20 protein-coding genes and 1 tRNA gene are annotated in these 23,016 nt (G+C 34.9%); 15 read left to right on the forward strand and 6 right to left on the reverse strand.

Annotated elements, in window-relative coordinates:
* Positions 1–208: 208 nt before the first annotated feature.
* The 14 genes from miaB to BST92_RS03235 all read left to right on the forward strand — a co-directional run bounded on the left by miaB (position 209) and on the right by BST92_RS03235 (position 18,210).
* Entirely contained in the window at positions 209–1,681 is a 1,473-nt protein-coding gene (gene miaB, locus BST92_RS03170; protein WP_105070151.1) for a tRNA (N6-isopentenyl adenosine(37)-C2)-methylthiotransferase MiaB, read from the forward strand.
* A 2-nt stretch (positions 1,682–1,683) separates the two neighbouring features.
* A complete protein-coding gene (locus BST92_RS03175) occupies positions 1,684–2,973 on the forward strand; it encodes a sigma 54-interacting transcriptional regulator (RefSeq protein WP_105070152.1) in 1,290 nt (429 codons plus the stop codon).
* Positions 2,963–3,478, forward strand: coding sequence for an LPS assembly lipoprotein LptE (gene lptE, locus BST92_RS03180; protein WP_105070153.1), 516 nt, complete (start codon positions 2,963–2,965; stop codon positions 3,476–3,478). The genes BST92_RS03175 and lptE overlap by 11 nt, the downstream gene beginning before the upstream one ends.
* On the forward strand, positions 3,472–4,311 hold the full coding sequence (locus BST92_RS03185) for a hypothetical protein (RefSeq protein ID WP_105070154.1): 840 nt from the start codon (positions 3,472–3,474) through the stop codon (positions 4,309–4,311). The genes lptE and BST92_RS03185 overlap by 7 nt, the downstream gene beginning before the upstream one ends.
* On the forward strand, positions 4,312–4,662 hold the full coding sequence (gene secG, locus BST92_RS03190) for a preprotein translocase subunit SecG (protein ID WP_105070155.1): 351 nt from the start codon (positions 4,312–4,314) through the stop codon (positions 4,660–4,662).
* 141 nt (positions 4,663–4,803) lie between these two features.
* Positions 4,804–5,079, forward strand: coding sequence for a co-chaperone GroES (locus tag BST92_RS03195; protein ID WP_036579909.1), 276 nt, complete (start codon positions 4,804–4,806; stop codon positions 5,077–5,079).
* Between the two features lie 113 nt (positions 5,080–5,192).
* Positions 5,193–6,830, forward strand: coding sequence for a chaperonin GroEL (gene groL / locus BST92_RS03200; protein WP_105070156.1), 1,638 nt, complete (start codon positions 5,193–5,195; stop codon positions 6,828–6,830).
* A gap of 260 nt (positions 6,831–7,090) precedes the next feature.
* Positions 7,091–10,309, forward strand: a complete 3,219-nt coding sequence (locus BST92_RS03205; RefSeq protein ID WP_105070157.1) for a SusC/RagA family TonB-linked outer membrane protein — start codon at positions 7,091–7,093, stop codon at positions 10,307–10,309.
* An 11-nt stretch (positions 10,310–10,320) separates the two neighbouring features.
* Positions 10,321–11,676: a SusD/RagB family nutrient-binding outer membrane lipoprotein gene (locus BST92_RS03210; RefSeq protein WP_105070158.1), complete on the forward strand. Its 1,356-nt coding sequence runs from the start codon at positions 10,321–10,323 to the stop codon at positions 11,674–11,676.
* Between the two features lie 174 nt (positions 11,677–11,850).
* Positions 11,851–14,316 (forward strand): zinc-dependent metalloprotease, encoded by a 2,466-nt coding sequence (locus tag BST92_RS03215; RefSeq protein ID WP_105070159.1) that lies wholly within the window; start codon positions 11,851–11,853, stop codon positions 14,314–14,316.
* Positions 14,317–14,435: 119 nt separating this feature from the next.
* A complete protein-coding gene (locus BST92_RS03220) occupies positions 14,436–14,627 on the forward strand; it encodes a hypothetical protein (RefSeq protein WP_105070160.1) in 192 nt (63 codons plus the stop codon).
* Between the two features lie 2 nt (positions 14,628–14,629).
* Positions 14,630–16,006 (forward strand): class I SAM-dependent methyltransferase, encoded by a 1,377-nt coding sequence (locus BST92_RS03225; RefSeq protein WP_105070161.1) that lies wholly within the window; start codon positions 14,630–14,632, stop codon positions 16,004–16,006.
* A complete protein-coding gene (locus tag BST92_RS03230; protein WP_105070162.1) occupies positions 15,996–17,459 on the forward strand; it encodes an alkaline phosphatase family protein in 1,464 nt (487 codons plus the stop codon). The genes BST92_RS03225 and BST92_RS03230 overlap by 11 nt, the downstream gene beginning before the upstream one ends.
* A complete protein-coding gene (locus BST92_RS03235; RefSeq protein ID WP_146105090.1) occupies positions 17,428–18,210 on the forward strand; it encodes a hypothetical protein in 783 nt (260 codons plus the stop codon). The genes BST92_RS03230 and BST92_RS03235 overlap by 32 nt, the downstream gene beginning before the upstream one ends.
* On the opposite strand, the gene BST92_RS03240 is transcribed toward BST92_RS03235, so the two are convergent.
* Both BST92_RS03240 and xrtF read right to left on the reverse strand, forming a co-directional pair.
* Positions 18,207–18,653 (reverse strand): exosortase F system-associated membrane protein, encoded by a 447-nt coding sequence (locus tag BST92_RS03240; protein WP_105070164.1) that lies wholly within the window; start codon positions 18,651–18,653, stop codon positions 18,207–18,209. The genes BST92_RS03235 and BST92_RS03240 overlap by 4 nt on opposite strands.
* Positions 18,650–19,186, reverse strand: coding sequence for an exosortase family protein XrtF (gene xrtF, locus BST92_RS03245; RefSeq protein WP_105070165.1), 537 nt, complete (start codon positions 19,184–19,186; stop codon positions 18,650–18,652). The genes BST92_RS03240 and xrtF overlap by 4 nt, the downstream gene beginning before the upstream one ends.
* Positions 19,187–19,256: 70 nt before the next feature.
* On the opposite strand from xrtF, the gene BST92_RS03250 reads away from it, so the two are divergent.
* Positions 19,257–19,712, forward strand: coding sequence for a GAF domain-containing protein (locus BST92_RS03250; RefSeq protein ID WP_105070166.1), 456 nt, complete (start codon positions 19,257–19,259; stop codon positions 19,710–19,712).
* On the opposite strand, the gene galE is transcribed toward BST92_RS03250, so the two are convergent.
* The 4 genes from galE to BST92_RS03270 all read right to left on the reverse strand — a co-directional run bounded on the left by galE (position 19,699) and on the right by BST92_RS03270 (position 23,015).
* Positions 19,699–20,727, reverse strand: a complete 1,029-nt coding sequence (gene galE / locus BST92_RS03255; protein WP_105070167.1) for a UDP-glucose 4-epimerase GalE — start codon at positions 20,725–20,727, stop codon at positions 19,699–19,701. The two genes, BST92_RS03250 and galE, sit on opposite strands and share 14 nt — an antisense overlap.
* Before the next feature lie 117 nt (positions 20,728–20,844).
* A tRNA-Val gene (locus tag BST92_RS03260) sits at positions 20,845–20,919 on the reverse strand.
* Between the two features lie 60 nt (positions 20,920–20,979).
* Positions 20,980–22,197 carry a bifunctional folylpolyglutamate synthase/dihydrofolate synthase gene (locus tag BST92_RS03265; protein ID WP_105070168.1) on the reverse strand — a complete coding sequence of 406 codons (1,218 nt, stop codon included), beginning with the start codon at positions 22,195–22,197 and terminating at the stop codon, positions 20,980–20,982.
* Positions 22,198–22,199: 2 nt separating this feature from the next.
* Positions 22,200–23,015, reverse strand: coding sequence for an ABC transporter permease family protein (locus BST92_RS03270; protein WP_105070169.1), 816 nt, complete (start codon positions 23,013–23,015; stop codon positions 22,200–22,202).
* Position 23,016 lies beyond the last annotated feature (1 nt).

The following is a 23,016-nucleotide window of genomic DNA, read 5'->3' on the forward strand; positions in this document are numbered from 1 at the left end:
AAAATCTCAATACCTTCACTATAGGCAGGTTATATATTAAGGACAGCATACAACACTTCAAAAATACCATTTTATGAGATTTGAATTACTCACTTAATATTGATGTATACGCTTACGCGAAAGCAAAATAAAAACGTATTTATATGACAATATGTCACAAAACAAGTAAAATTAGTATCTTTGCACGCTTATTAATGAGGTAACGTAGATGGAAAAGATCATAGAAGAAGAAAAACAAGGAACGACCGTACAGCTAGAAATCAATGGCAAGAATAGTCGTAAATTATATATAGAAAGTTATGGCTGTCAGATGAATTTTTCAGATTCTGAAATTGTAGCCTCTATACTAGCACAAGAAGGTTTTAACACTACTAATGTATTAGAAGAAGCTGATCTAGTATTAGTAAACACATGCTCTATTAGAGACAAAGCAGAGCAAACCGTACGTAAACGCTTAGAAAAATATAATCGAGTAAAAGAACGACAGAATCCTAACATGAAAGTAGGTGTGCTAGGTTGCATGGCTGAACGTTTAAAATCTAAATTTTTAGAAGAAGAAAAGATTGTAGATATGGTAGTAGGACCAGATGCCTACAAAGACCTACCTAATCTAGTGGCCGAAATTGACGAAGGAAGAGATGCTGTAAATGTTATTTTATCTAAAGAAGAAACTTATGGTGATATCGCACCTGTAAGATTAAATAGTAATGGCGTTACCGCTTTTGTATCAATAACACGTGGCTGTGATAATATGTGTACTTTTTGTGTTGTTCCTTTTACACGTGGTCGTGAGCGCAGCCGTGACCCACAAAGTATTCTTGAAGAAATAGGTGATTTAACGTCAAAGGGTTTTAAAGAAGTAACTTTATTAGGACAGAATGTAGATTCTTACCTATGGTATGGTGGTGGACTTAAAAAAGATTTTTCAAAAGCAACACCGATGGCACAAGCCACCGCTGTTGATTTTGCACAGTTATTAAATCAAGTAGCAACGGCATACCCTAATTTAAGGGTACGTTTTGCAACTAGTAACCCACAAGATATAAGTGATGATGTACTGCATGCTATTGCAAAACACAGAAACATCTGTAATTATATACACCTACCCGTACAATCAGGAAGTGACCGAATTCTAAAAGAAATGAATCGTTTACATACTCGTGAAGAATACATGAGATTAATTGATCGAGTTCACGCTATAATACCAGAATGTGCAGTTTCTCAAGACATGATTACTGGTTTCCCTACAGAAACAGAACAAGACCACCAAGACACACTGAGCTTAATGGAATATGTAAAGTATGATTATGGATTCATGTTTGCATACTCAGAACGTCCAGGAACTATGGCTGCTCGTAAAATGAAGGATGATGTACCCGAAGAGGTTAAGAGCAGACGACTAAATGAAATTATAGCAGTACAGCGAAGAACTGGACTAGAAAGGGCTCAATATTTTATAGGAAAAACGGTAGAATGTCTAATAGAAAAAGAGTCAAAAAAATCAGACACTCAATGGGCTGGCCGTAATTCTCAAAATTATGTTGCCGTATTCCCTAAGGAAAACTACAAAGTAGGTGACTTTGTTAATGTGAAAATTACAGATTGCACAAGCGCAACATTAATAGGTGAAGCCGTTGGCTACTCAGACATGAATGGCCCATTAACTATTGATACTGAGTAATTATGGAAAGTGTACAATCTATTAAACAGCGGTTTGAATTAATAGGGAATGATCCAGGTTTCAATCGAGCTATAGAGAAAGCGATTCAGGTTGCTCCTACAGACATATCTGTATTAGTTACGGGAGAAAGCGGTGTAGGAAAAGAAAGCATACCTAAAATCATACACGCTCAATCTCACCGTAAACATGGTAAATACATAGCAGTTAACTGTGGTGCTATTCCTGAAGGAACCATAGATTCAGAGCTTTTTGGACATGAGAAAGGCGCTTTTACTGGAGCAACGTCTACTAGATCAGGATACTTTGAAGTAGCTGATGGGGGTACCATATTCCTAGATGAAGTTGGTGAATTACCACTACCTACACAAGTACGATTATTACGTGTTCTTGAAAACGGTGAATTTTTAAAGGTAGGATCATCGACTACTCAAAAGACTGATGTCCGTATCGTTGCAGCGACTAATGTACGCATGACTGATGCTATCGAGAAAGGAAAATTCAGAGAAGATCTTTTTTATAGATTGAGTACTGTTGACATTCACTTACCACCATTAAGAGAAAGAAAAGGAGATATTCACCTACTCTTCCGCAAGTTTGCATCTGACTTTGCAATGAAATATAAAATGCCAACATTGAGACTAGATGAAGGCGCAATTTCCTTATTAGAAAGTTATCGATGGAGTGGTAACATCAGACAACTGCGCAACATTGCTGAACAAATAAGCGTTCTAGAAAAAGAACGTAATATTAACGCGGCCGTTTTACGCAATTATCTACCCGACGCTGGAAAAAATCTACCTGCAATTATAGGGTCTGATAAGAAAAGTGATAGTGACTTTGCTAATGAGCGTGAGATTCTTTACAAAGTACTCTTTGATATGAAGAATGATTTAAACGATCTTAAAAAATTAACTAACGAGTTAATGATTAAAGGTGATATCAACGATGTTCAAGAAGAAAATAAAAGTCTGATTAAACGTATTTATGGAGATGATGCAAAAGGTGATGATTATGAAGATGTTATCGACCAGGCCTATGAAGTCACCCAAGTTGAAACTCCATCATTTGAAGCACAACCACAATCTAATTTTGTAGAACCTGTTGCTCAAAATGACCGCTATGATTTTGCTCAAGAAGTTCAAGAAGAAGAATCTTTATCATTAATGGATAAAGAAATTGAGCTTATCAAGAAATCTTTAGAACGACATAAAGGTAAACGTAAGGCCGCAGCAGATGACTTAGGAATTTCTGAGCGTACTCTTTATCGTAAAATCAAGCAATATGATTTATAAAATCCTCAAAACTATAATTGCTTTAAGTCTTTTGCTTAGTATCACATCTTGTGGATTTGGTTATAGTTTATCTGGTGTATCTATACCAGATAATATCAAAACATATCAAGTAGATTTTTTTCAAAATCAAGCCGCTTATGTAGAGCCTGGTATTGAGAGAACATTTACTTTAGAACTTCAAGATTTAATCTTAAATCAAAGCAGCTTAGATCTAGTCAATAAAAACGGAGACTACATATATCAAGGAGAAATCACAAGGTTTTACATCGCACCGATGACAGCCACTGCTAGCAATACAGCATCACAAAACCGTGTTACGATAGAGGTAAACTTAAGATTTACAAATACTAAAGATGATGAGGCTAGTTTTGAAAAAAGATATAGCTTCTTTTATGACTATCCAGCAACAACCCAATTACAAGGCGCAGCTCTAGACACTGCTCTAGAAGTCATTTTTGATCAAATCACTCAAGATATATTTGCAGACACACTTGCCCAATGGTAGAAAAATACTCACGTATTAATGAACTGCTTAGCGCACCTCATGAAATGATGGTAGATGATATGCCTATACTTGAAAACACCATTAAAAAATTCCCTTGGTTTCAAGCAGCACGCAGTGTATACCTTAAAGGTTTACACAATGAAAGTAGTCCATTATATAATAAAGAACTACAAATAACAGCCACACACACTGCAGATCGCGGTGTTCTATTTGACTACATTACTTCACCTGTATTTATTCAAAATAGAATCAGCGAGCAAATTAAAAAACAACAGGACTATTTAATAGAAATATCAGTAGATGCAGAAACTGTTCAAATTAAGGAAGAGGATCTCAATAGTAGTGTTAACTTTAACAACACACTCGATACCGATTTATTTGAAAGACCTAGCGCAACAAAAAGCATCGTTGATAAGCCTCTTACATTCAACCAAAATGAGACCTACAGCTTTGCAGAATGGTTAAAATTAACCACATTAAAACCTATCGATAGAAATCAACAACAAACTATTGAAAAAAGCGATAGCATTGTTGATCCTATAAACCCAATTGATGATGAAAGAGCAGAAAAGATGGCTATCATCGATCAGTTTCTTGCAGAAAAACCTAAAATAAAACCTAGAAAGGATAAAGTTTCTAATACAAACATTGCAGATTTACAAACGCCGGCAGACCAGTTAATGACTGAAACTCTAGCACAAGTATATCTCGCTCAAAATAACTATCCTAAAGCTATTCAAGCTTATCAAGTATTAGTTTTGCAGCATCCAGAAAAAAGTGGTTTCTTTGCAGACCGAATTCGTGAAATTAAGAATTTACAAAGCAATATATAAATGAGCACATTATTTTATCTTTTCTTAGGATTAATCGTTGTTGTAGCCTTTTTACTCATAGTAGTAATTATGGTTCAAAATCCTAAAGGTGGCGGACTTTCATCAAGTTTTGGTGGTGGTGGCACTCAACAATTAGGTGGTGTTAAAAAAACTGGAGACTTTTTAGATAAAAGTACTTGGGTTCTTTCAACATTACTATTAGTATTAATCCTAGCTGCAAGTTCTGTATTAATCACAGAAAAAACATCTGCAAATAGAGATATCATAGATACTAATAATGTTGAAACTCCTGCAGCTGCTCCAGTTCCTACAACTACTGACGATACGGCAACTCCGCTAGATGGAGAATAGTCATAACGACATTTCAATACTGACAAAATATCCAGCCATTACGGTTGGATATTTTTTTTTATGATGTTTTGTCATGCTATTTTAAATGGCATACTTATGGAAGATTGCACATCAAAATAAATCAATTAAAATTCTAATATAATGGCATTAAAAATTCAACCTTTATCAGACAGAGTGCTCATCGAGCCTATGGCAGCTGAACAAAAAACAGCATCTGGTCTTTACATTCCTGATACTGCAAAAGAAAAACCTCAACAGGGAAAAGTTGTAGCGGTAGGAAAAGGAAAAAAGGATTATGACATGACTGTTAAAGTAGGAGACACTGTTCTTTACGGAAAGTATAGTGGTACAGAGCTTAAACTAGATGGCGCTGAGTATTTGATGATGCGAGAAGATGATATTCTAGCTATCGTTTAATTTATGAAATACGCTTTCGCGAAAGCGTGATTCACAACTCATTACATTTTTCAAATTAGAATACTAATTAAAAAATTAAAGTGCTCTTATAGTACTTTACAAAACAACACAAAATGGCAAAAGAAATAAAATTTGATTTAGAAGCAAGAGACGGCATCAAACGCGGTGTAGATGCTCTAGCAAATGCAGTTAAAGTAACCTTAGGTCCTAAAGGACGTAACGTAATTATAGGCAAATCTTTTGGAGCACCAGTGGTAACTAAAGATGGTGTATCTGTTGCAAAAGAAATTGAACTAGCAGATGAACTAGAGAACATGGGTGCACAAATGGTTAAAGAGGTAGCCTCTAGAACTAACGATCTAGCCGGTGATGGTACAACAACTGCAACCGTTCTTGCTCAAGCTATTGTAAAAGAAGGCTTAAAAAATGTTGCTGCCGGTGCAAATCCTATGGATTTAAAACGTGGAATCGACAAAGCTGTTGAAGCTATTACTGCTGATCTAGATAAACAATCTAAAAAAGTAGGTGACTCTAGTGAGATGATTAAACAAGTGGCATCGATATCTGCAAATAATGATGATGTCGTAGGTGATTTAATTGCAAAAGCATTTGGTAAAGTAGGTAAAGAAGGTGTTATCACTGTTGAGGAAGCTAAAGGAACTGAAACGTATGTAGATGTTGTAGAAGGTATGCAGTTCGACCGTGGTTATCTTTCACCTTACTTTGTTACCAACTCAGAAAAAATGACTACTGAGTTAGATAACCCTTACATTTTATTGTTTGATAAGAAAATTTCAACAATGAAAGAATTAATGCCTGTACTAGAGCCTGTAGCTCAAACAGGAAAACCACTTCTTATCATCGCTGAAGACGTAGACGGAGAAGCGCTAGCGACCTTAGTAGTTAACAAACTAAGAGGTTCACTTAAAATAGCAGCTGTTAAAGCACCAGGTTTTGGAGACCGTAGAAAAGCCATGTTAGAGGACATTGCAATTTTAACTGGTGGTACGGTAATCTCTGAAGAAAGAGGATTCACTCTAGAAAACACAACTCTTGAAATGCTAGGTACTGCTGAAAAGGTAGACATTAACAAAGACAACACAACAGTTGTTAATGGTAGTGGAAAAGCTGCAGATATTAAGGCTCGTGTAGGACAGATTAAGTCTCAAATCGAAAACACAACATCTGATTATGATAAGGAAAAACTTCAGGAACGTCTAGCAAAACTTGCTGGTGGTGTTGCTGTACTTTATGTAGGTGCGGCGAGTGAAGTAGAAATGAAAGAAAAGAAAGATCGCGTAGATGATGCCCTACATGCTACACGTGCAGCTGTAGAAGAAGGTATTGTTGCTGGTGGTGGTGTTGCTTTAGTACGTGCGAAAGCTGTACTGAGTAAAATAAAGGCAAACAATTCTGATGAGGAAACAGGTATTTCTATTGTTGCTAGAGCTATTGAAGCTCCACTAAGAACAATCGTAGAAAATGCAGGTGGTGAAGGAAGCGTTGTGATATCCAAGATCCTAGAATCAAAAGGAAGCCAAGGATATGATGCTAAAAATGACACCTATGTAGATATGCTTAAAGCAGGTATTATAGATCCTAAAAAAGTAACTCGTGTTGCTCTTGAAAATGCAGCATCAGTTTCAGGTATGATCCTTACTACTGAATGTGCTCTTGTAGAAATTAAAGATGAAAATGCAGGCGGCGCTATGCCAGGAGGTATGCCAGGCGGCATGGGTGGAATGATGTAATTATCACTTTATAATTTATTTGAAAAGCCAGCTTATAAGAGCTGGCTTTTTTTGTTTTTATATTTTAACGATAAAAACGTGTTAATTTTCCTTAAAATTAAACTTTACATATGTTAACTTGATTTAGCTGTAAATCAATTAATTAAATAGACAACTGCAAATTATTATTAACAAATGTTTATTACTTAATATGGAAATGTTACAAAAACCTTAAATAAATGTTATAAGTTTATTGCTTAATCAAATCAAATTAATCAAGTATGAAACTATTTCTACACAAAATGCTATTAGGTATATTCCTACTAGCGGCGCAGTTAACTTTTGCGCAAAGCAATCAGATTTCTGGTACGGTATCAGACGAATCTGGAGAACCTTTATTAGGTGTGAGTGTTCTAATTAAGGGATCAACAACAGGAACACAAACAGATATAAATGGAAAGTACAGTCTAGTAGCATCATCAGGAAATGTCATCGTATTTTCTTATTTAGGTTTGAAAGATCAAGAAGTCACCGTTGCTGAAGAAACAACTATTAACGTAACACTGGTGGAAGATGCTGAATCACTAGGACAAGTTGTAATTGTAGCACAAGGTGTAAAGGCTAAACCTAGATCTTTAACTTATTCAGTTCAAACGGTTACTTCAGACGAGTTAGATAGATCAAAGGAAACTAATGTGGTCAATGCTTTAAGTGCAAAAGCTGCAGGTGTTCAAGTAACTGCCTCTTCTGGATCGGTAGGAGCTTCTGCAAATATTCGAATTAGAGGAAACTCATCAATACTAGGAAACAATGGCCCTTTATTTATTGTGGATGGTGTACCTATTGATAATTCTTCAACCAGTGAAGATCCATCAGATCCAGGAAATTCTCCATTAAGCGGTACTGATTTCTCTAATCGCGCAGTAGATTTAAACTCTGCAGATATTGAAACCGTTACTGTTTTAAAAGGTTTATCTGCTCAAGCACTTTACGGGATTCGTGCTGCAAACGGTGTGATATTAATTACTACGAAAAAAGGAAGGTCTGGAAAAACGAAAGTATCCATAACTTCTAACACATCATTCTCACAATATAATAAGGTTCCAACTTTACAACGTAAATACTCCCAAGGTGGTGTTGTAGGTGGCGTTCTTACTTATAGAGGTCCTGAAACATTTGAAGGTGATTCTTGGGGACCAGCAATTTCAACTCTTGAATTTGATGGCGCAACTGACTATCCATTTGATAGTAATGGTCGACTTGTACCTGTTGGAACAGGTAATGGTCAAGCAGCAAATGCGTATGACCATTATGACTTTTTCAAAACTGGAGTATTACAAGAAAACAATTTTTCAGTTAGTGGAGGATCTGAAAAAGTACAATTCAGAGGAAACATAGGTAGATTAACGCAAACAGGTATATCACCTAATGAGGAATTTGATCGTAACACTTTTAGAGCAGACATAAATGCTCAATTAGATGATAAGTTTGACTTAGAACTTTCAGGACAATATTCAGAATCTGGTGGTAATAGAGTACAAAGAGGTTCAAACATTTCAGGAATTATGCTTGGACTTATAAGAAGCACACCAACTTTTGATAATGGTAATGGATTAACTGGTCAAGATGCGGCAGATAATCAATCATCTTATTTTTATGATATCGCAGGTCAAGAATTACCTGGTCAACGTAGCTATCGAGATGGAATTTACAATAATCCATATTTTACAGTAGCTCAAAATAAAAACCTAGATGATGTAAGTAGATTTATAGGAAAGATGGCTCTATCATATAAAATTAACGATGAAAATACTTTAAAAGGATCGTTATCTGTAGATAAGTACACTGATGTACGTAAGTCAGGTTTTAATTTAATTGATGCTTCATTTGGAGAAGGACGTGTTTTAAATGATAACATCTCTAACCAAGATCTTAACTGGAATTTAATTTTAACGGGATCTAAACAAATAAGTGAAGATCTAGGAGTATCTTATCTAGCTGGTTATGATGGTTACAGAACAAGATTCTCTAGAAGAAGTGTAATAGGAGATGGATTAACAATACCAAGCTTCTTTGATATTAGCAATGCAGGTTCTATTAATGCTTTTGAATCAGGTGAATATGGTAAAACGTTAATTGGTGCTTTTGTTCAAGGTACTTTTAACTATAAAGATTTAATATATGTAACGCCAACATTCCGTAATGACTGGTCCTCAACATTACCTGTAGATAATAATTCCTTTCAATCTTACTCTTTAGGAACAAGCTTTGTTTTCACCGAGTTAATGGACAATGAAGAATCATTTCTTGATTACGGTAAATTTAGAATGTCATATGGTAGTGTAGGTAGTGATGCTCCATTATTTGCTACCGGAACTGTTTTTGGCGGAAGCTTTATAGGAGGTGATGGATTTATTCAAGGAACTCAATTCCCTGCCTATGATACCGTTTCTTATGAGCGCTCAGTTGTAGCTGGAAATCCAAATTTAAAGCCAGAGAGTCTCACAGAATTTGAAACTGGTATCGAATTAAAAATGCTAGATAATAGATTAAGAGTAGATCTAGCGTACTACAGTAAAACTTCTAAGGATGTAATCATTCCTGTAAGTGTGTCGTCGGGATCTGGATTTACAAGTAAATTTGAAAACATTGCAGAAATATCAAATAAAGGTGTAGAGGTTGTATTATCCGGAACACCTATAAGAACTGAGGATTTCAAATGGAATGTAGACGTAAATTGGACAACATATGAAAATATGGTCGAAGAACTTGCTCCAGGTGTAGAAGAAATTACACTAGCTGGTTTTTCTAGTACAAGATCAACTGCTGTAGCCGGTCAACCTTATGGCGCAATTTATGGAAGTCGTTTTCAAAGAGATGAAAACGGAGACTTTTTAATAGATGCAGATGGATACCCTTTAGCAGAAGCTACTGATGGTGTAGTTGGTGATCCTACTCCAGACTGGCAAGCAGGTATAAGTAATACATTTACTTATAAAGATCTTTCTCTTTCTTTTCTTATCGATATCAGAAAAGGTGGTGATGTATGGTGTGGAACATGTGGGATAATTGACTATTTTGGTACTTCAGATCGTACACTAGCTAGAGAAGACAGTAGAGTTTTTCAAGGAACTGTAGCTGCTACAGGGCAACCTAATACCCAATCCGTAGCATTATATGACACTACAATATCTGAAAATAATAACTTCTGGAGAAGATATGGTTTTGGTGGTTTATCAGAAAGTAATATCTACGATGGATCTTGGGTTAGACTTAGAGAAGTAACCTTAAGTTACTCACTTCCATCTAGCTTGTTAAGCAAAACCTTTATTGACAACGCTTCTATTTCAGTATATGGTAGGAACTTATGGTTAAGTACGGATTATCCAGGTGTTGATCCAGAAACAAATTTAGCCGGAGACAGTAATGGTATTGGTCTAGATTACTTCAACCAACCTAACACAAAAAGTTATGGTGTTAACTTACGACTTAACTTCTAAAAAGCAACATTATGAAAAAACTAAATATATTAATAGGGTTATTATTCTTATCTACAGTATCATGCACTATTACAGACGACAATATAGACCCTAACAATCCTAACGAGACACAAGTCAATGCAGGAGCAATTTATCCTGGGATGATAGCTCAATCTCACAAGAATCTTGTAGCTATTAATGCAAGAGTAGCTGGCATAGTAGTTCAACATTATGAAGGGTTAGATGCTCAACAAATAGCCTACGGTCAATATAACATTACAGAAAGCGATACCGATGATTATTGGGATGGTGGTCTTTATGGTGGTGGTGCTATGTCTGACTGTTTTGTAATCATGAATAATAATGATGGTGATGTATCTGCATTAGCAAAATTATACATGGCAGCAAATTTAGGAATGGCTACATCTATGTGGGGTGACGTACCGTATAGTGATGCTTTCACTGGTGATCAAGGTAACTTCACACCTACCTATGATGTTCAAGAAAACATATATACTACTATACAAACATTATTAACAGAATCTATTAATGATGGTGTAAGTGCTGGAGTAGGTGAATTTTACGGTGCCGGATCTTCAAATACTGACTGGGAAAAAACAGCACACGCGCTTAAGGCCAGATACTTTTTACACTTAACTAAAAAACAAGGTAATACAGCTGCAGCAAGCGCTCTGGCTGAAGTTCAACTTGCATTAACTGATAATAGCGAAGCTCCTGTTTTTACTTTTACAAATCCAGTTCAAAACTCAAATCCATTATATGCATTTGAGAGCCAACGTCCAGCAACGCTAGGCATAGGAAGTACACTAACAACAATGATGACAGGTGATCCTAGACTTCCATTTTACACAACTAATGGAACTGACTTTGCAGACGCTACTGGATTATTTTGGGGACAACCAGATAGCCCTACTCCATTAATATCTTACTGGGAAGTAAAGTTTATTGAAGCAGAAGCTATAATAAAAACAGGTGGTTCTGACGCTGATGCATTAGCCGCTCTTCAAGATGCAGTAGAAGCTAATATGTTATTTGTAGGTGTTTCTCAGGCAGACTCTGATGCATATACTTCATCAATTGCACTTTCAGGAACTACTGATGATAAAATCGAGACTATAATTAATGAAAAATACAAGTCAATGTATGGAAATTCTTCAACTGAAGCATGGAACGATTATAGAAGAACTGGTTTCCCAACATTAGTTGCAAGTCCAGATGCCGTTGCGAGTGTTAATCCTAGTTTAGTAGTTCCTCGTAGATTTTTATATCCAATATCTGAAAGACAGACCAATCGTGAAAATTATGAAGCAGCAATCAGCGCACAAGGCGGTCATCTATTAGATAACGACATATGGGTTTACGAGTAAAATAATTAGCCAATTTAGAACTATATATTTTAAAAGTTTTAAATAATTCAGAACTCAGTTATCTCTTTGGATAACTGAGTTTTTTTATGACATATCAAATTGTAGTGTTAACGCTACATTAAGATTTTATTATACCAATAGACAATATCTTGTAACCACCAAAAATCTATAATAATGCGTATAATAAAACTATTGACGTTACTCGTTTTTGCAGCTACTATAACTACCAGTTGTGGTTCGCAAAAATCAAGTAAAAAATCAGCAACTGCAGGAGCTGAGAAGAAAAAACCTAAAAAAGGTGGTATCCAACCTTACACCAAGGTAATCACTAAAGATGCTAAAAGTGATGAAGGATTATTCACCGTCCATCAAGTGGAAGATAAATACTTCTATGAAATACCAGACAGTCTTTTTAATAGAGAGATGTTAATGGTAACTCGTATTGCTAAGACTGCCGCAGGATTAGGTTTCGGCGGAGGAAAGCAAAATACAGAAACACTAAGATGGCAACGTAAAAATGATAATGTTCTTTTAAGAGTTGTATCTCATCAAGTCGTAGCGGCAGACTCTTTACCTGTAAGCATGGCCGTAGAAAACTCAAATTTTGAACCGATCCTCTACTCTTTTCCTATACAAGCTATTAAAAAAGATAGCATTAATAACAACATAGTAATCGATGTAACAGACTTCTTTACTAAAGATGTTCCATCTATAGGATTCCCTAAGAGATCACGTACAAGATATAAAGCCACACGATTAGATGAGAAACGTTCTTACATAGATACATTAAGGTCTTATCCTTTAAATATAGAATCTAGACATGTAAAAACATATCTAGCTAGTTCTCCACCTTCTAACAGCAGTACTGGATCCATTACTTTAGAAATGAGTAACTCTATGATTCTTTTACCTAAAGAACCTATGAAGAGACGTTACTTTGACCAGCGTGTAGGATGGTTTGCTAGAGGTCAACAAGATTATGGCCTAGATGCCCAAGAAACTAAAACCGTACGTTACTTAGATCGCTGGAGACTTGAGGTTAAAGATGAAGATATCGCAAAATTTGAAGCAGGTGAACTTGTAGTGCCTAAAAAGCAAATCGTTTATTATATAGACCCAGCAACACCAGTTCAATGGAGAAAATATATTAAGCAAGGTATTGAGGACTGGCAAGTAGCATTTGAAGCTGCAGGATTCAAAAATGCAATTATCGCTGCAGATGCACCTACAAAAGAAGAAGATCCAGATTGGAGTCCAGAAGATGTACGCTACTCAGTAGTACGTTATTTAGCATCACCTATTCCTAATGCAAATGGTCCTCACGTCTCTGATCCACGTAGTGGTGAGATTCTTGAGTCTGATATCAACTGGTATCATAATGTAATGACCTTGTTAAGAAACTGGTTCTTTGTACAAACAGCAGCAATCAACCCAGATGCACAATCTACAGAATTCGATGAAGCTGTAATGGGACGTCTCATTAGATTTGTAAGCTCTCACGAGGTAGGACATACGTTAGGTTTACCACACAACATGGGAAGCTCAATAGCCTATAATGTAGAAGACTTAAGAGATCCAGAATTCACTAAAAAATTCGGTACTGCTCCGTCTATTATGGACTATGCACGTTTTAATTATATCGCACAGCCTGGTGATGGTGACGTTGCCCTAATGCCTAATATAGGACCTTATGATAAATACTCTATTGCATGGGGCTATCGACCTATATTGAATAAAACAGCTCTTGAAGAGAAAACTATCCTAGATCAATGGATTCTAGAAAAAGCAGGTGATCCAGTATATCGTTTTGGACGTCAACAATTTGGCGTTGTTGACCATACTAGCCAAACTGAAGACTTAGGTGATGACTCAATGAGAGCAAGTTCTTATGGGATTAAAAACCTACAACGTATCATTCCTAATTTAGGGAAATGGACAGGTAAAGAAGGTGAGAATTTTGATAACCTAGAGACTATGTATGGCCAGGTATTAGGACAGTACAATAGATATATGGGACATGTAACAGGTAATATAGGTGGAGTAAAAGAAACCTATAAAGCATATGGACAAGAAGGCGCGGTATATGAGCATGCTTCTAGAGATAAACAAACTAGGGCTATGAAATTCTTACAAGAAGAATTATTCAGCACACCAGAGTGGTTAATCGACCAAAACATTTTTAACAAATTTGAGTCTGATGGTGCTATTGAACGTATACGTAGCACACAAGTTCGTACTTTAAACAACTTACTAGACTTTGGACGCATGGCGCGTCTAATGGAAAATGAAGAAGTCAATGGCACTAGTGCTTATGGGCTTTTGGAAATGATGCAAGATTTAAGAAAAGGGATTTTCAGCGAGCTTTCTAAAGGTCAGACAATTGATAGGTACCGTCGTAACTTACAACGTGCTTATGTGGAGCGTCTAGAATTTATTATGAATAATGAACAGCCTAGAAGTCGTTTTGGTGGTAGTTCTATAGATGTTGAACAAAGTGATATACGTCCAATTGTACGTGCAGAATTAAAGCAGTTAAGATCAGATGCAAAAAGAAGCATAGGCCGCACAAGAGACCAACTTTCTAAAATACATTTAGAAGATTTAGTAGAACGTATTGATTTAATTTTAGACCCTAAGTAAAAGTTTTATTTACGCTTTCGCGAAAGCGTGTAAAACTATATTAATTTATAAAGAACTGCCTTCTCAATTGAGAAGGCAGTTTTTTTTATTGCTGTTTTATAAAAGTTTATATTGCACACATGAACATATTACTTTATCTAGATCCAGGATTAGGAATGATGATTGCTCAAGCAGCGATTGCAGCGTTTGCTGGATTTGTCCTTTTTTACAAAACTGTCGTCGCAAAAATTAAAGGCTGGCTAGGGATTAAAAATAAGAATGAGGACTCTAATTTTGAAGATATGTATGATGATAACGATTTAAAGAATTAAAAATGCTTAGGCATCCTGCATCATATAGAGACCCATCAGGTTTTATATATCAGTACAATGGCAAATACTTCAGGCAAATAAACCCCTCCTATTTTGAGGAATACCATGCTATAAAAAATAAAGGAATTTATAAGCAATTATGGGATAAAAACTGGTTAATAAACCATGAGGAAATTAGCATTGATAATGATAAAATTATTCTCAAACCTGCTCAATTAGATTTTGTTTCATATCCTTATGAATGGTCATTTACTGCTTATAAACATGCCGCACAACTGACCTTGCGATTGCAACTATTTTTGTTAGAAAATGGTTTTTCACTTAAAGATGCCAGCGCTTTTAATATTACATTTCAAAATGGTAAAGCTCTTTTTATAGATACTTTAAGTATTGAAAGATACCGCGATAACGAACCATGGAAAGGTTTAAAACAATTTAACGAGCACTTTTTTGCTCCATTGTTACTCGCTCAAAGACACGGCAGTTATTACCTTAAGTCTTTACAGCATCGTATTAATGGCTTCCCGTTAGATGAGGCCTCTAAACTATTATCATGGAAATCTAAATTGAGCCCGACGATTTATTCTCATATTCATTTTTTAGGTAAACAGAAAAATGAAACTATAGGTCAAGCGTCGAATGACTCAAAAAGTAAAGGGCTAGACAAAGTTTCACAAATTAAAATGCTAAAGACTCTAGAGATGCATATCTCTAAGATGAACCTACAAGAAAACACAGAATGGAGTTCTTATTATAACCAAACTAATTATGATGAGCAGGCCTTTAATCTCAAAAAGGAATTCATACAAAAATGGACTGCAGAAATAAATGCAAAAAAGATTGTAGATCTAGGTGGTAATGATGGTACGTTTAGTAAAGTCGCGCTTTCTAATGCAAATCAGGTAATTGTTTGCGATATCGATCAGAGTGCTATTAATGATTGCTATATTAACAATATTAAAAATAAAGAGTATAATATCATCCCTATAGTATCCGATTTAATGCAGCCCGCAGCAAGTTTAGGATTCCATAATCAGGAACGAGATTCGTTTATTACTCGCATACAAGATTACGGTTCAGATTTAAGTATGGCGTTAGCTCTAATACATCACATGACTCTATCTGGCAATGTACCATTCGAAATGAGTGCTTTATTTTTCAAATCCTTGAGCCCTTATTTAATTATTGAGTTTCCTGATAGAGAAGATAGTTGGGTGCAGTTTATTTTAAATAGTAAAAGAGATGCTATTCACTTATTCGATGATTATAATCTGGCAAACTTTGAAGACGCTTATAAAAAGCACTACTCGATTATTAACAAGGCAGCAATAATAGGGACACATCGCACTCTCTTTTTAATGAAAAGATATGAAAGATAAGATACTATCCTATCTTAATAACAATAACCACTACTGGTGGACGGTAGGTTTATTACCTGGCATGTATGCTATGACCTATTTATATACTAACAATTATACATTAGTAAATTCTTGGACTCAATTTTCATACTTAGTCTTAACAATGACCATTATACCTAGCACAATAACGATCCTAGGTAATTTTTTATTAAGAAACAAAAGCCAAAGAATTAAGACAATATTTAATTCAAGTGTTTTTATCATAACTGCAGGTATAACACTATCGTTAGTTATCTATTTCAGATACAGATGGAAAGGTATTATCTTACTTATAGTAGCTGCAATTGTCGTAAGTTGGCTAATAGGTAAACATTATAAAAAAGGAGTACTCTTTCTTGCATTGATGACCTTGATAGGAATTGCTCAATTCAATTATTATTATTTTACAAAAATCATCAATAAAGAACAGTGGATCACCGATAATAATATTGCTGAAACTACTTTTACTAAAAAACCTAACATTTATTTAATTCAACCAGATGGGTATGCTGGTAAAATAGCTCTACTTAATGAGTATTATAATTATGATAACAGTTTATTTTACGATCAAATGTCTGAATTAGGCTTTAAATTTAATCACAATTATAGAAGCAATTACCCATCTACTTTATCATCTAACATCACACTATTTTCAGGCCAGCATCATTTTTATGAAAACGGAACTATGATTAATGAACCAATAGATGCACGTGAAATTATAATGGAAAATAATCCCGTTTTAAAAGCTTTTAAAAGTAACGGTTACTTTACTACAGCAATATTACAACATCGCTATTTACTAATGAATCATCCAGCGATAGGATATGATCGTATAAATATATCTGAAGATGAACTAGCTATAATCCCTAATCACGAGTTGAATAAAGATTACATTAGTGAGCTAGAAAAAGCCCTTTCTACTGAAAACAGTCAACCACAGTTTTATTTTATTGAAATACTAGAACCAGGACACATTCCTAATGAAATGGGGAAAGACACTTCAATAAAAAAAGAAAGAGATAAATATATTGAGAAACTAAAATCTACAAATGAGGATTTGATACAGATGACATCTATGATCACTAACCATGATCCTAATGCAATAGTAGTCATCGCTGCAGATCACGGAGGTTTTGTAGGTTTTAATTACAGTACAGAATGTTTTATTGAGCCCAGTAATAAAACTTACCTACATCAAGCAATATTCAGTGCTTTATTGACTATAAAAGCTCCTACTGAATTTCAATCATATCATAACAATATTAAAAGTACTATAAGTGTTTTCCCTACTCTATTCAATTACCTTGCGCAGGATTCAGTAACAAAGAACAAATTAGACAACAGTAGTTATCAATTAATTAAAAGTGGCACTCAACGTGGTATTTATAAATATTATGATGAAAATGGAATTCCTGTCACAGAAAAAATACAGTAAATCACTTATTGTTTTACTATTGTCATTAACTAGTTTTATATCGCAAGCACAGTCTTGTGTTTGCTATCAAAATCATTTTTTAAATGATTATAAGGAAGCTGATTTTATAGCACAAGTCACAGTGACTAACGTGGAATCTGACTTTAGAATAGAGAATGAAGATTTGATTGAATTTGACACATCAATAATATTTAAGGGTTCAGAATCAAAATCATTATTTATACAACAAGAAGTGGGGAATAGCAGTGATAATTCTAAGTGCAGACTGTTCTTAAAACCTGGTGATGAACTTATCGTTTTTGCCCAATTAGTGAATGGAGCAATAATCACTACACCATGTCATAGGAATAGTTTTATTTATAAAGATGATCCTAAATTCTTGCTAGCAAACAAGAATCTAATAGGCACACTTAATACGCTTTCTTTATTCAATGAACAAATTGAGGCTTCATCAATTAATTGTACTTCATTAACAAATGATACTGATATAATTAGTAAGGTAGGCAACCTAGATTTAAAGGACTCACAGTCTTATTTTGGTCTATACAACATTAAATTTTCTGAAGATAATTTAATCAACTACATAGGTGTTATATCATCTTTTAATAAAGAGATTGACAAGAAAATTAGGATCATGCTCATTAAGAAAAAATGGGAAACATGTGAACTCAACGAGAATAAAGAATTATTAGTTGCATATTTTTATCATCCTGCGACATTCTATAGGAAAGAGTATTTAAGTACATACTAGACAAGTTTGTTCCCTTTTGTTTTTAAGAAGTAAAAACCAGCCACCAATATGAATAATAAAATGGGCTGTATTAAAAAACGACGGATATAAAATAATGCCATTTTCATAAAACTAGAATCTGCATCTAAAAGTAAAGTGAAAGCAAATATTAATATAATGTAAGCAAACAAATACACCCATAACGCTGCATGGATATAACTTTCTCTTTTATACAAAAACCACAGTATCCATAAGGAGAGAACCATATTAAGTAGGTACCTCAAACTAGTACCTGCAAGTACGTTCCACACATTTAGGTCAGGAAGATCATATAATTGAAAGTTTGAATGAAAATAATTATACAATGGATCGTTAAACAATGGAATCTCATATAATCTTACTAATATTAGAGAAATGACTAGTATTATTATAATTAAAGTAGAAAAACTCTTAGCAATTATCATGTTTGTTTTGGCTTTTTAATCCATAACAACCAGAGTAAAATCACTGAACCGTAAATCACTGCAGGAAACAATATATCATGTGAAATATGATCATACTGAGGATATTTATATTTAATAACAGCTAAGGCAACTAACCTAGACAAATTAACTAAGTATATAAAAATAACGCCAGTTATAATGAAAAGGACTGTTTTTTTCCACGCTTTCGCGAAAGCAAGAACAAAAGCCACAAACAATATCATCACACTTATTGCATTACAACCTTCTATCACCCGATAGACAACCGTTTTATCTAAATACATATAAACTGATGGATGATGCGGCACATTAGATATTTGAGCGTCATATCCTAAAGCTATTAATAATTGCTGGGTTTGAAATGATACTTGAGATGTTACGGGATCTGGATAGTTTGATGAATTATAATCCTGTTGTAAATACAGATAGTAAATCAATGATAGAACGATATAAATAATACCAAAAGTAGCCACAAACTTAAAAACCGGTATGTAGGTACGTAATGCTCCCATCATTAATTATTTTATGACAAAGTTAAATATTTAATCAAAGGCATAACTTAATTTTACCTTTTTAAAATATATCATGACACTAGAAACATTAAAACCAAAAGTTACTGAAATAGTAAATCATCCAGACTTAACGACACGTCTTAAAATGCAAGGTGTTTGTGATTTATTACAGTCTAGTATAGGCTATTATGACTGGGTAGGTTTTTATATGGCACATGCTACTGAGCCTACATTACATCTATGGTCTCAAGCAGGAGAACCTACTGATCATACTGTTATACCTTTTGGGAAAGGAATATGTGGTCAAGTCGCTGTTTCAAATCAAAATTTTGTTGTAGATGATGTGCATGCTCAGGACAACTATATTGCCTGCAGTATCCATGTTAAAAGTGAGGTTGTCATCCCTTTATTCAAAGATGGTAAAAACATAGGCCAGATAGATATAGACAGTAATACTGCAAAGGCTTTTTCTCAAGAAGACGAAAAGTTTCTTGAATGGGTGAACGAGCAAGTGGCTACGATTCTTTAATATCTACAACATTTTGCTGCCATTTCCAGGCACTTTTAAGGGCGTCTTTTAAGGTAAGTTGTGCTTTCCAACCCAAGACATTATTTGCTTTGGTAGTGTCTGCATATGCAGCGGTCACATCACCATCTCTACGCTGTACAATTTTATAATTCAGAGATATTCCTGATGCATTTTCAAAAGCATGAACCACTTCTAAAACAGAAGATCCCGTACCTGTTCCTATATTAAACGTTTCAAAATTAATAGCTGCGCTTTGATTAATCAACCTTTCTAGCGCAACCACATGGGCTTTAGCAAGATCCACTACATGAATATAATCCCTAACAGCGGTTCCATCCTTTGTAGGATAGTCGTCACCAAAAATGGATAGTTGCTCTCTTAAACCTATTGCGGTTTGAGTAATATATGGAATTAGATTTTGAGGCGTACCCAATGGCAATTCACCGATTAATCCAGAGTCGTGCGCACCGATTGGGTTGAAATAACGCAAAGCAATAGCGTTTAAAGAAGGGTCAACCTTACAAACATCGGCTATTATTTCCTCGCCTATTTGCTTAGTATTACCATAAGGTGATTCTGCCGGTTTTACTGGTGATATTTCAGTAATAGGAAGCTCATCAGCCTGTCCATAAACAGTACATGAAGAACTGAATATAAGATTAGATTTTGGTAACTTTTGAAGCTCTTTTAAAAGATACACTAGGCTATTCACATTATTTTCATAGTATAATAGAGGATTTTGCACACTCTCACCTACTGCCTTAGAAGCTGCAAAGTGTATCACGCCATCGATATCATGATTTCTAGTAAAAAAATCACTTACTGACTGTTGATCTCTTAAATCTAACTTTTCAAACACAGGCTTTTTATTAGAGATTACTTGAATTCTTTCTAACACATTTATCGATGAATTAGAAAGATTATCCAATATAATTACCTGATAATCTGTATTTAACAATTCTACAACAACATGTGAACCTATAAAACCTAATCCACCCGTAACTAATATCTTCATGAATAAAAAAATCTTTAGTAAAAATACATCATTAGGTTGTAAAATTCAGTAGAGAAGCAACGCTTTAATCTAAATAAAAAGCATAAAAAAAGGTCTTCATTTCTGAAGACCTTTTCGTGGGCGCTAAGGGATTCGAACCCCTGACCCCTTGGGTGTAAACCAAGTGCTCTGAACCAACTGAGCTAAGCGCCCTAAAAGCGGATGCAAATATAAAACCATTCCTGGAATTTACAAGCCTTTTTCAAAAAAAAATTAAATTATTTCTGCAACTACAAATACACTGCCGGTCACCACTATCAAATCATCGCTGTGAGCCAGACTTTTAGCTTCATAAAGAGCCTCTGGAATGGAATCAAATTTTCTAAAATTAAATTTATGCTTTTTAAAAAAACTAGAAAAAACATCTAATTCCATTCCACGAACGACATTAGGCTTTGCTATATAATAAGAGGCATCTTTAGGCATAATAGACAAAACAGTATCAACTTCCTTATCTGAAACCATACCCATCACTATATGCAAATTGTTATACTTTTCGTTTTGTAATTGCTTTATTAATGTCCTAATACCAGCTTGATTATGCGCCGTCTCAGCAATTACTCTTGGATTTTCTTGTAATAACTCGAATCTACCCCTTAAACTTGTATTAGAAACTACTTTCATTAAACCAGACCTTATTTGATTTGGTGAAATAATAAAATCACTAGATTCCCTTAAAACGCTTAATGTTTCACAGGCAACCCTAACGTTATCTTTTTGATACTCTCCTTTTAAATCAGTCGTTAATGCTTTTGAGCGATGATCCACTTGATGATAGGTAGCATTATTTAATATTGCGCTTTCGCGGAAGCGTACTCTCAAAGAACTACGCCTCTCTCCTACAACTACTGGCACATTCTTTTTTATTATCCCAGCTTTTTCTCTAGCAATTTTAACTAAGGTATTCCCTAACATCGCAACATGATCTTTATCAATAGTTGTAATAACGGAAACTAATGGAGTAATAATGTTAGTTGAATCTAATCGACCTCCTAAACCTGTCTCTATAATAGCAATATCAACATTGCTATCTTTAAAATATTGAAAAGCCATACCAACCGTCATCTCAAAAAACGACAGTTGATGACTTTCAAAATACAATTTGTGTTTATTTACAAAATCTACCACGTATTCCTCAGAAACCATTACACCATTAATTCTTATGCGCTCTCTGAAGTCTTTAAGATGTGGTGAGGTATACAAACCTACTTTATAACCAGCCTCTTGTAATACACTTGCTAACATGTGACAAGTACTACCTTTACCATTTGTCCCAGCTACATGAATGGTCGAAAAGGAAAGGTGAGGATTCCCTAAATAATTATCTAATAATATAGTGTTATTTAGATTTGCCTTATAGGCTAGTTTTCCCACACGTTGATACATGGGTAATTGATTGAAAAGCCATTCTAGTGTCTGTGAATAGTCCAAAACTACTCTCCTACTTTAAAAATAACTTCGACAAAACCTATTTGAATATCTTTGGCTTTAGAAGCAGCACTGAATCTATATGTTTCAGCACTTTTTTTTGCGGCAACTAATAAACAATTTGCTCTATTAGTTGTTCCTTTTTTACCTGGAATAGCTTGCACGACCTTACCACTTCTGTCAACATGAATTTCTACAATTACTGTACCTGTTTCAAAACAATCTGGCTCAGCTCCTTTACCAGAAAGCGCTTTTCTTCCACCTAATCCAGCTCCACGACCACTTTGCCCAGATCCTGGCGCACCGTAATAGGTATTTGCATAAGGATCACCGTTAATATCACCTTTATTTCCTGGACCATCTCCAGGACCTTCACCGCTATTATCTGCACCATCAGTAGGTGTTGCTCCTGTAACATTATTAAGCATATCTGTTACTGATTGATCTGGTTTAGGTTCTGGTTTAGGCTTTGGTTTTTTAGCAGGCTCAGTTACTGGTTTTGTTACTGGCTTAGTTGTATTAGGATCTGAATTGATAACGGGCGCATCAGTATAATCTTGTGTGGCGACATTATCAACCTGGGCAGCTGATTGATCTACCGGTGAAGGATTAGCCTCTGGAGTAACTTTAGTAGCTTCTGCAGGTTCCACAGGACCAGAACCTACGGCAGTATTACCAAAGTTAATAGCAATTCCACTATCTTCTTCTTCTGGAATTTCATCTAGTACTGAAACAAAAACAAATAACAACAGAAATACACTCATCAATACAGTCGTAATGATGAATGATTTCTTTTTTTCTTTAGTATCTAGAAAACTCATT

Source organism: Nonlabens arenilitoris (assembly GCF_002954765.1).
GTDB lineage: Bacteria > Bacteroidota > Bacteroidia > Flavobacteriales > Flavobacteriaceae > Nonlabens > Nonlabens arenilitoris.

Excerpts from the sequence above, each read along its gene's own strand:
- BST92_RS03270 (WP_105070169.1), bottom strand. The coding sequence starts at position 23,015 with ATGAGTTTTCTAGATACTAAAGAAAAAAAGAAATCATTCATCATTACG.
- secG (WP_105070155.1), top strand. The coding sequence starts at position 4,312 with ATGAGCACATTATTTTATCTTTTCTTAGGATTAATCGTTGTTGTAGCC.
- BST92_RS03240 (WP_105070164.1), bottom strand. The coding sequence starts at position 18,653 with ATGATAATTGCTAAGAGTTTTTCTACTTTAATTATAATAATACTAGTC.
- xrtF (WP_105070165.1), bottom strand. The coding sequence starts at position 19,186 with ATGATGGGAGCATTACGTACCTACATACCGGTTTTTAAGTTTGTGGCT.
- BST92_RS03225 (WP_105070161.1), top strand. The coding sequence starts at position 14,630 with ATGCTTAGGCATCCTGCATCATATAGAGACCCATCAGGTTTTATATAT.
- BST92_RS03220 (WP_105070160.1), top strand. The coding sequence starts at position 14,436 with ATGAACATATTACTTTATCTAGATCCAGGATTAGGAATGATGATTGCT.
- BST92_RS03195 (WP_036579909.1), top strand. The coding sequence starts at position 4,804 with ATGGCATTAAAAATTCAACCTTTATCAGACAGAGTGCTCATCGAGCCT.
- BST92_RS03185 (WP_105070154.1), top strand. The coding sequence starts at position 3,472 with ATGGTAGAAAAATACTCACGTATTAATGAACTGCTTAGCGCACCTCAT.
- BST92_RS03230 (WP_105070162.1), top strand. The coding sequence starts at position 15,996 with ATGAAAGATAAGATACTATCCTATCTTAATAACAATAACCACTACTGG.
- BST92_RS03250 (WP_105070166.1), top strand. The coding sequence starts at position 19,257 with ATGACACTAGAAACATTAAAACCAAAAGTTACTGAAATAGTAAATCAT.
- BST92_RS03210 (WP_105070158.1), top strand. The coding sequence starts at position 10,321 with ATGAAAAAACTAAATATATTAATAGGGTTATTATTCTTATCTACAGTA.
- galE (WP_105070167.1), bottom strand. The coding sequence starts at position 20,727 with ATGAAGATATTAGTTACGGGTGGATTAGGTTTTATAGGTTCACATGTT.
- lptE (WP_105070153.1), top strand. The coding sequence starts at position 2,963 with ATGATTTATAAAATCCTCAAAACTATAATTGCTTTAAGTCTTTTGCTT.
- BST92_RS03215 (WP_105070159.1), top strand. The coding sequence starts at position 11,851 with ATGCGTATAATAAAACTATTGACGTTACTCGTTTTTGCAGCTACTATA.
- BST92_RS03205 (WP_105070157.1), top strand. The coding sequence starts at position 7,091 with ATGAAACTATTTCTACACAAAATGCTATTAGGTATATTCCTACTAGCG.
- miaB (WP_105070151.1), top strand. The coding sequence starts at position 209 with ATGGAAAAGATCATAGAAGAAGAAAAACAAGGAACGACCGTACAGCTA.
- BST92_RS03175 (WP_105070152.1), top strand. The coding sequence starts at position 1,684 with ATGGAAAGTGTACAATCTATTAAACAGCGGTTTGAATTAATAGGGAAT.
- BST92_RS03235 (WP_146105090.1), top strand. The coding sequence starts at position 17,428 with ATGGAATTCCTGTCACAGAAAAAATACAGTAAATCACTTATTGTTTTA.
- groL (WP_105070156.1), top strand. The coding sequence starts at position 5,193 with ATGGCAAAAGAAATAAAATTTGATTTAGAAGCAAGAGACGGCATCAAA.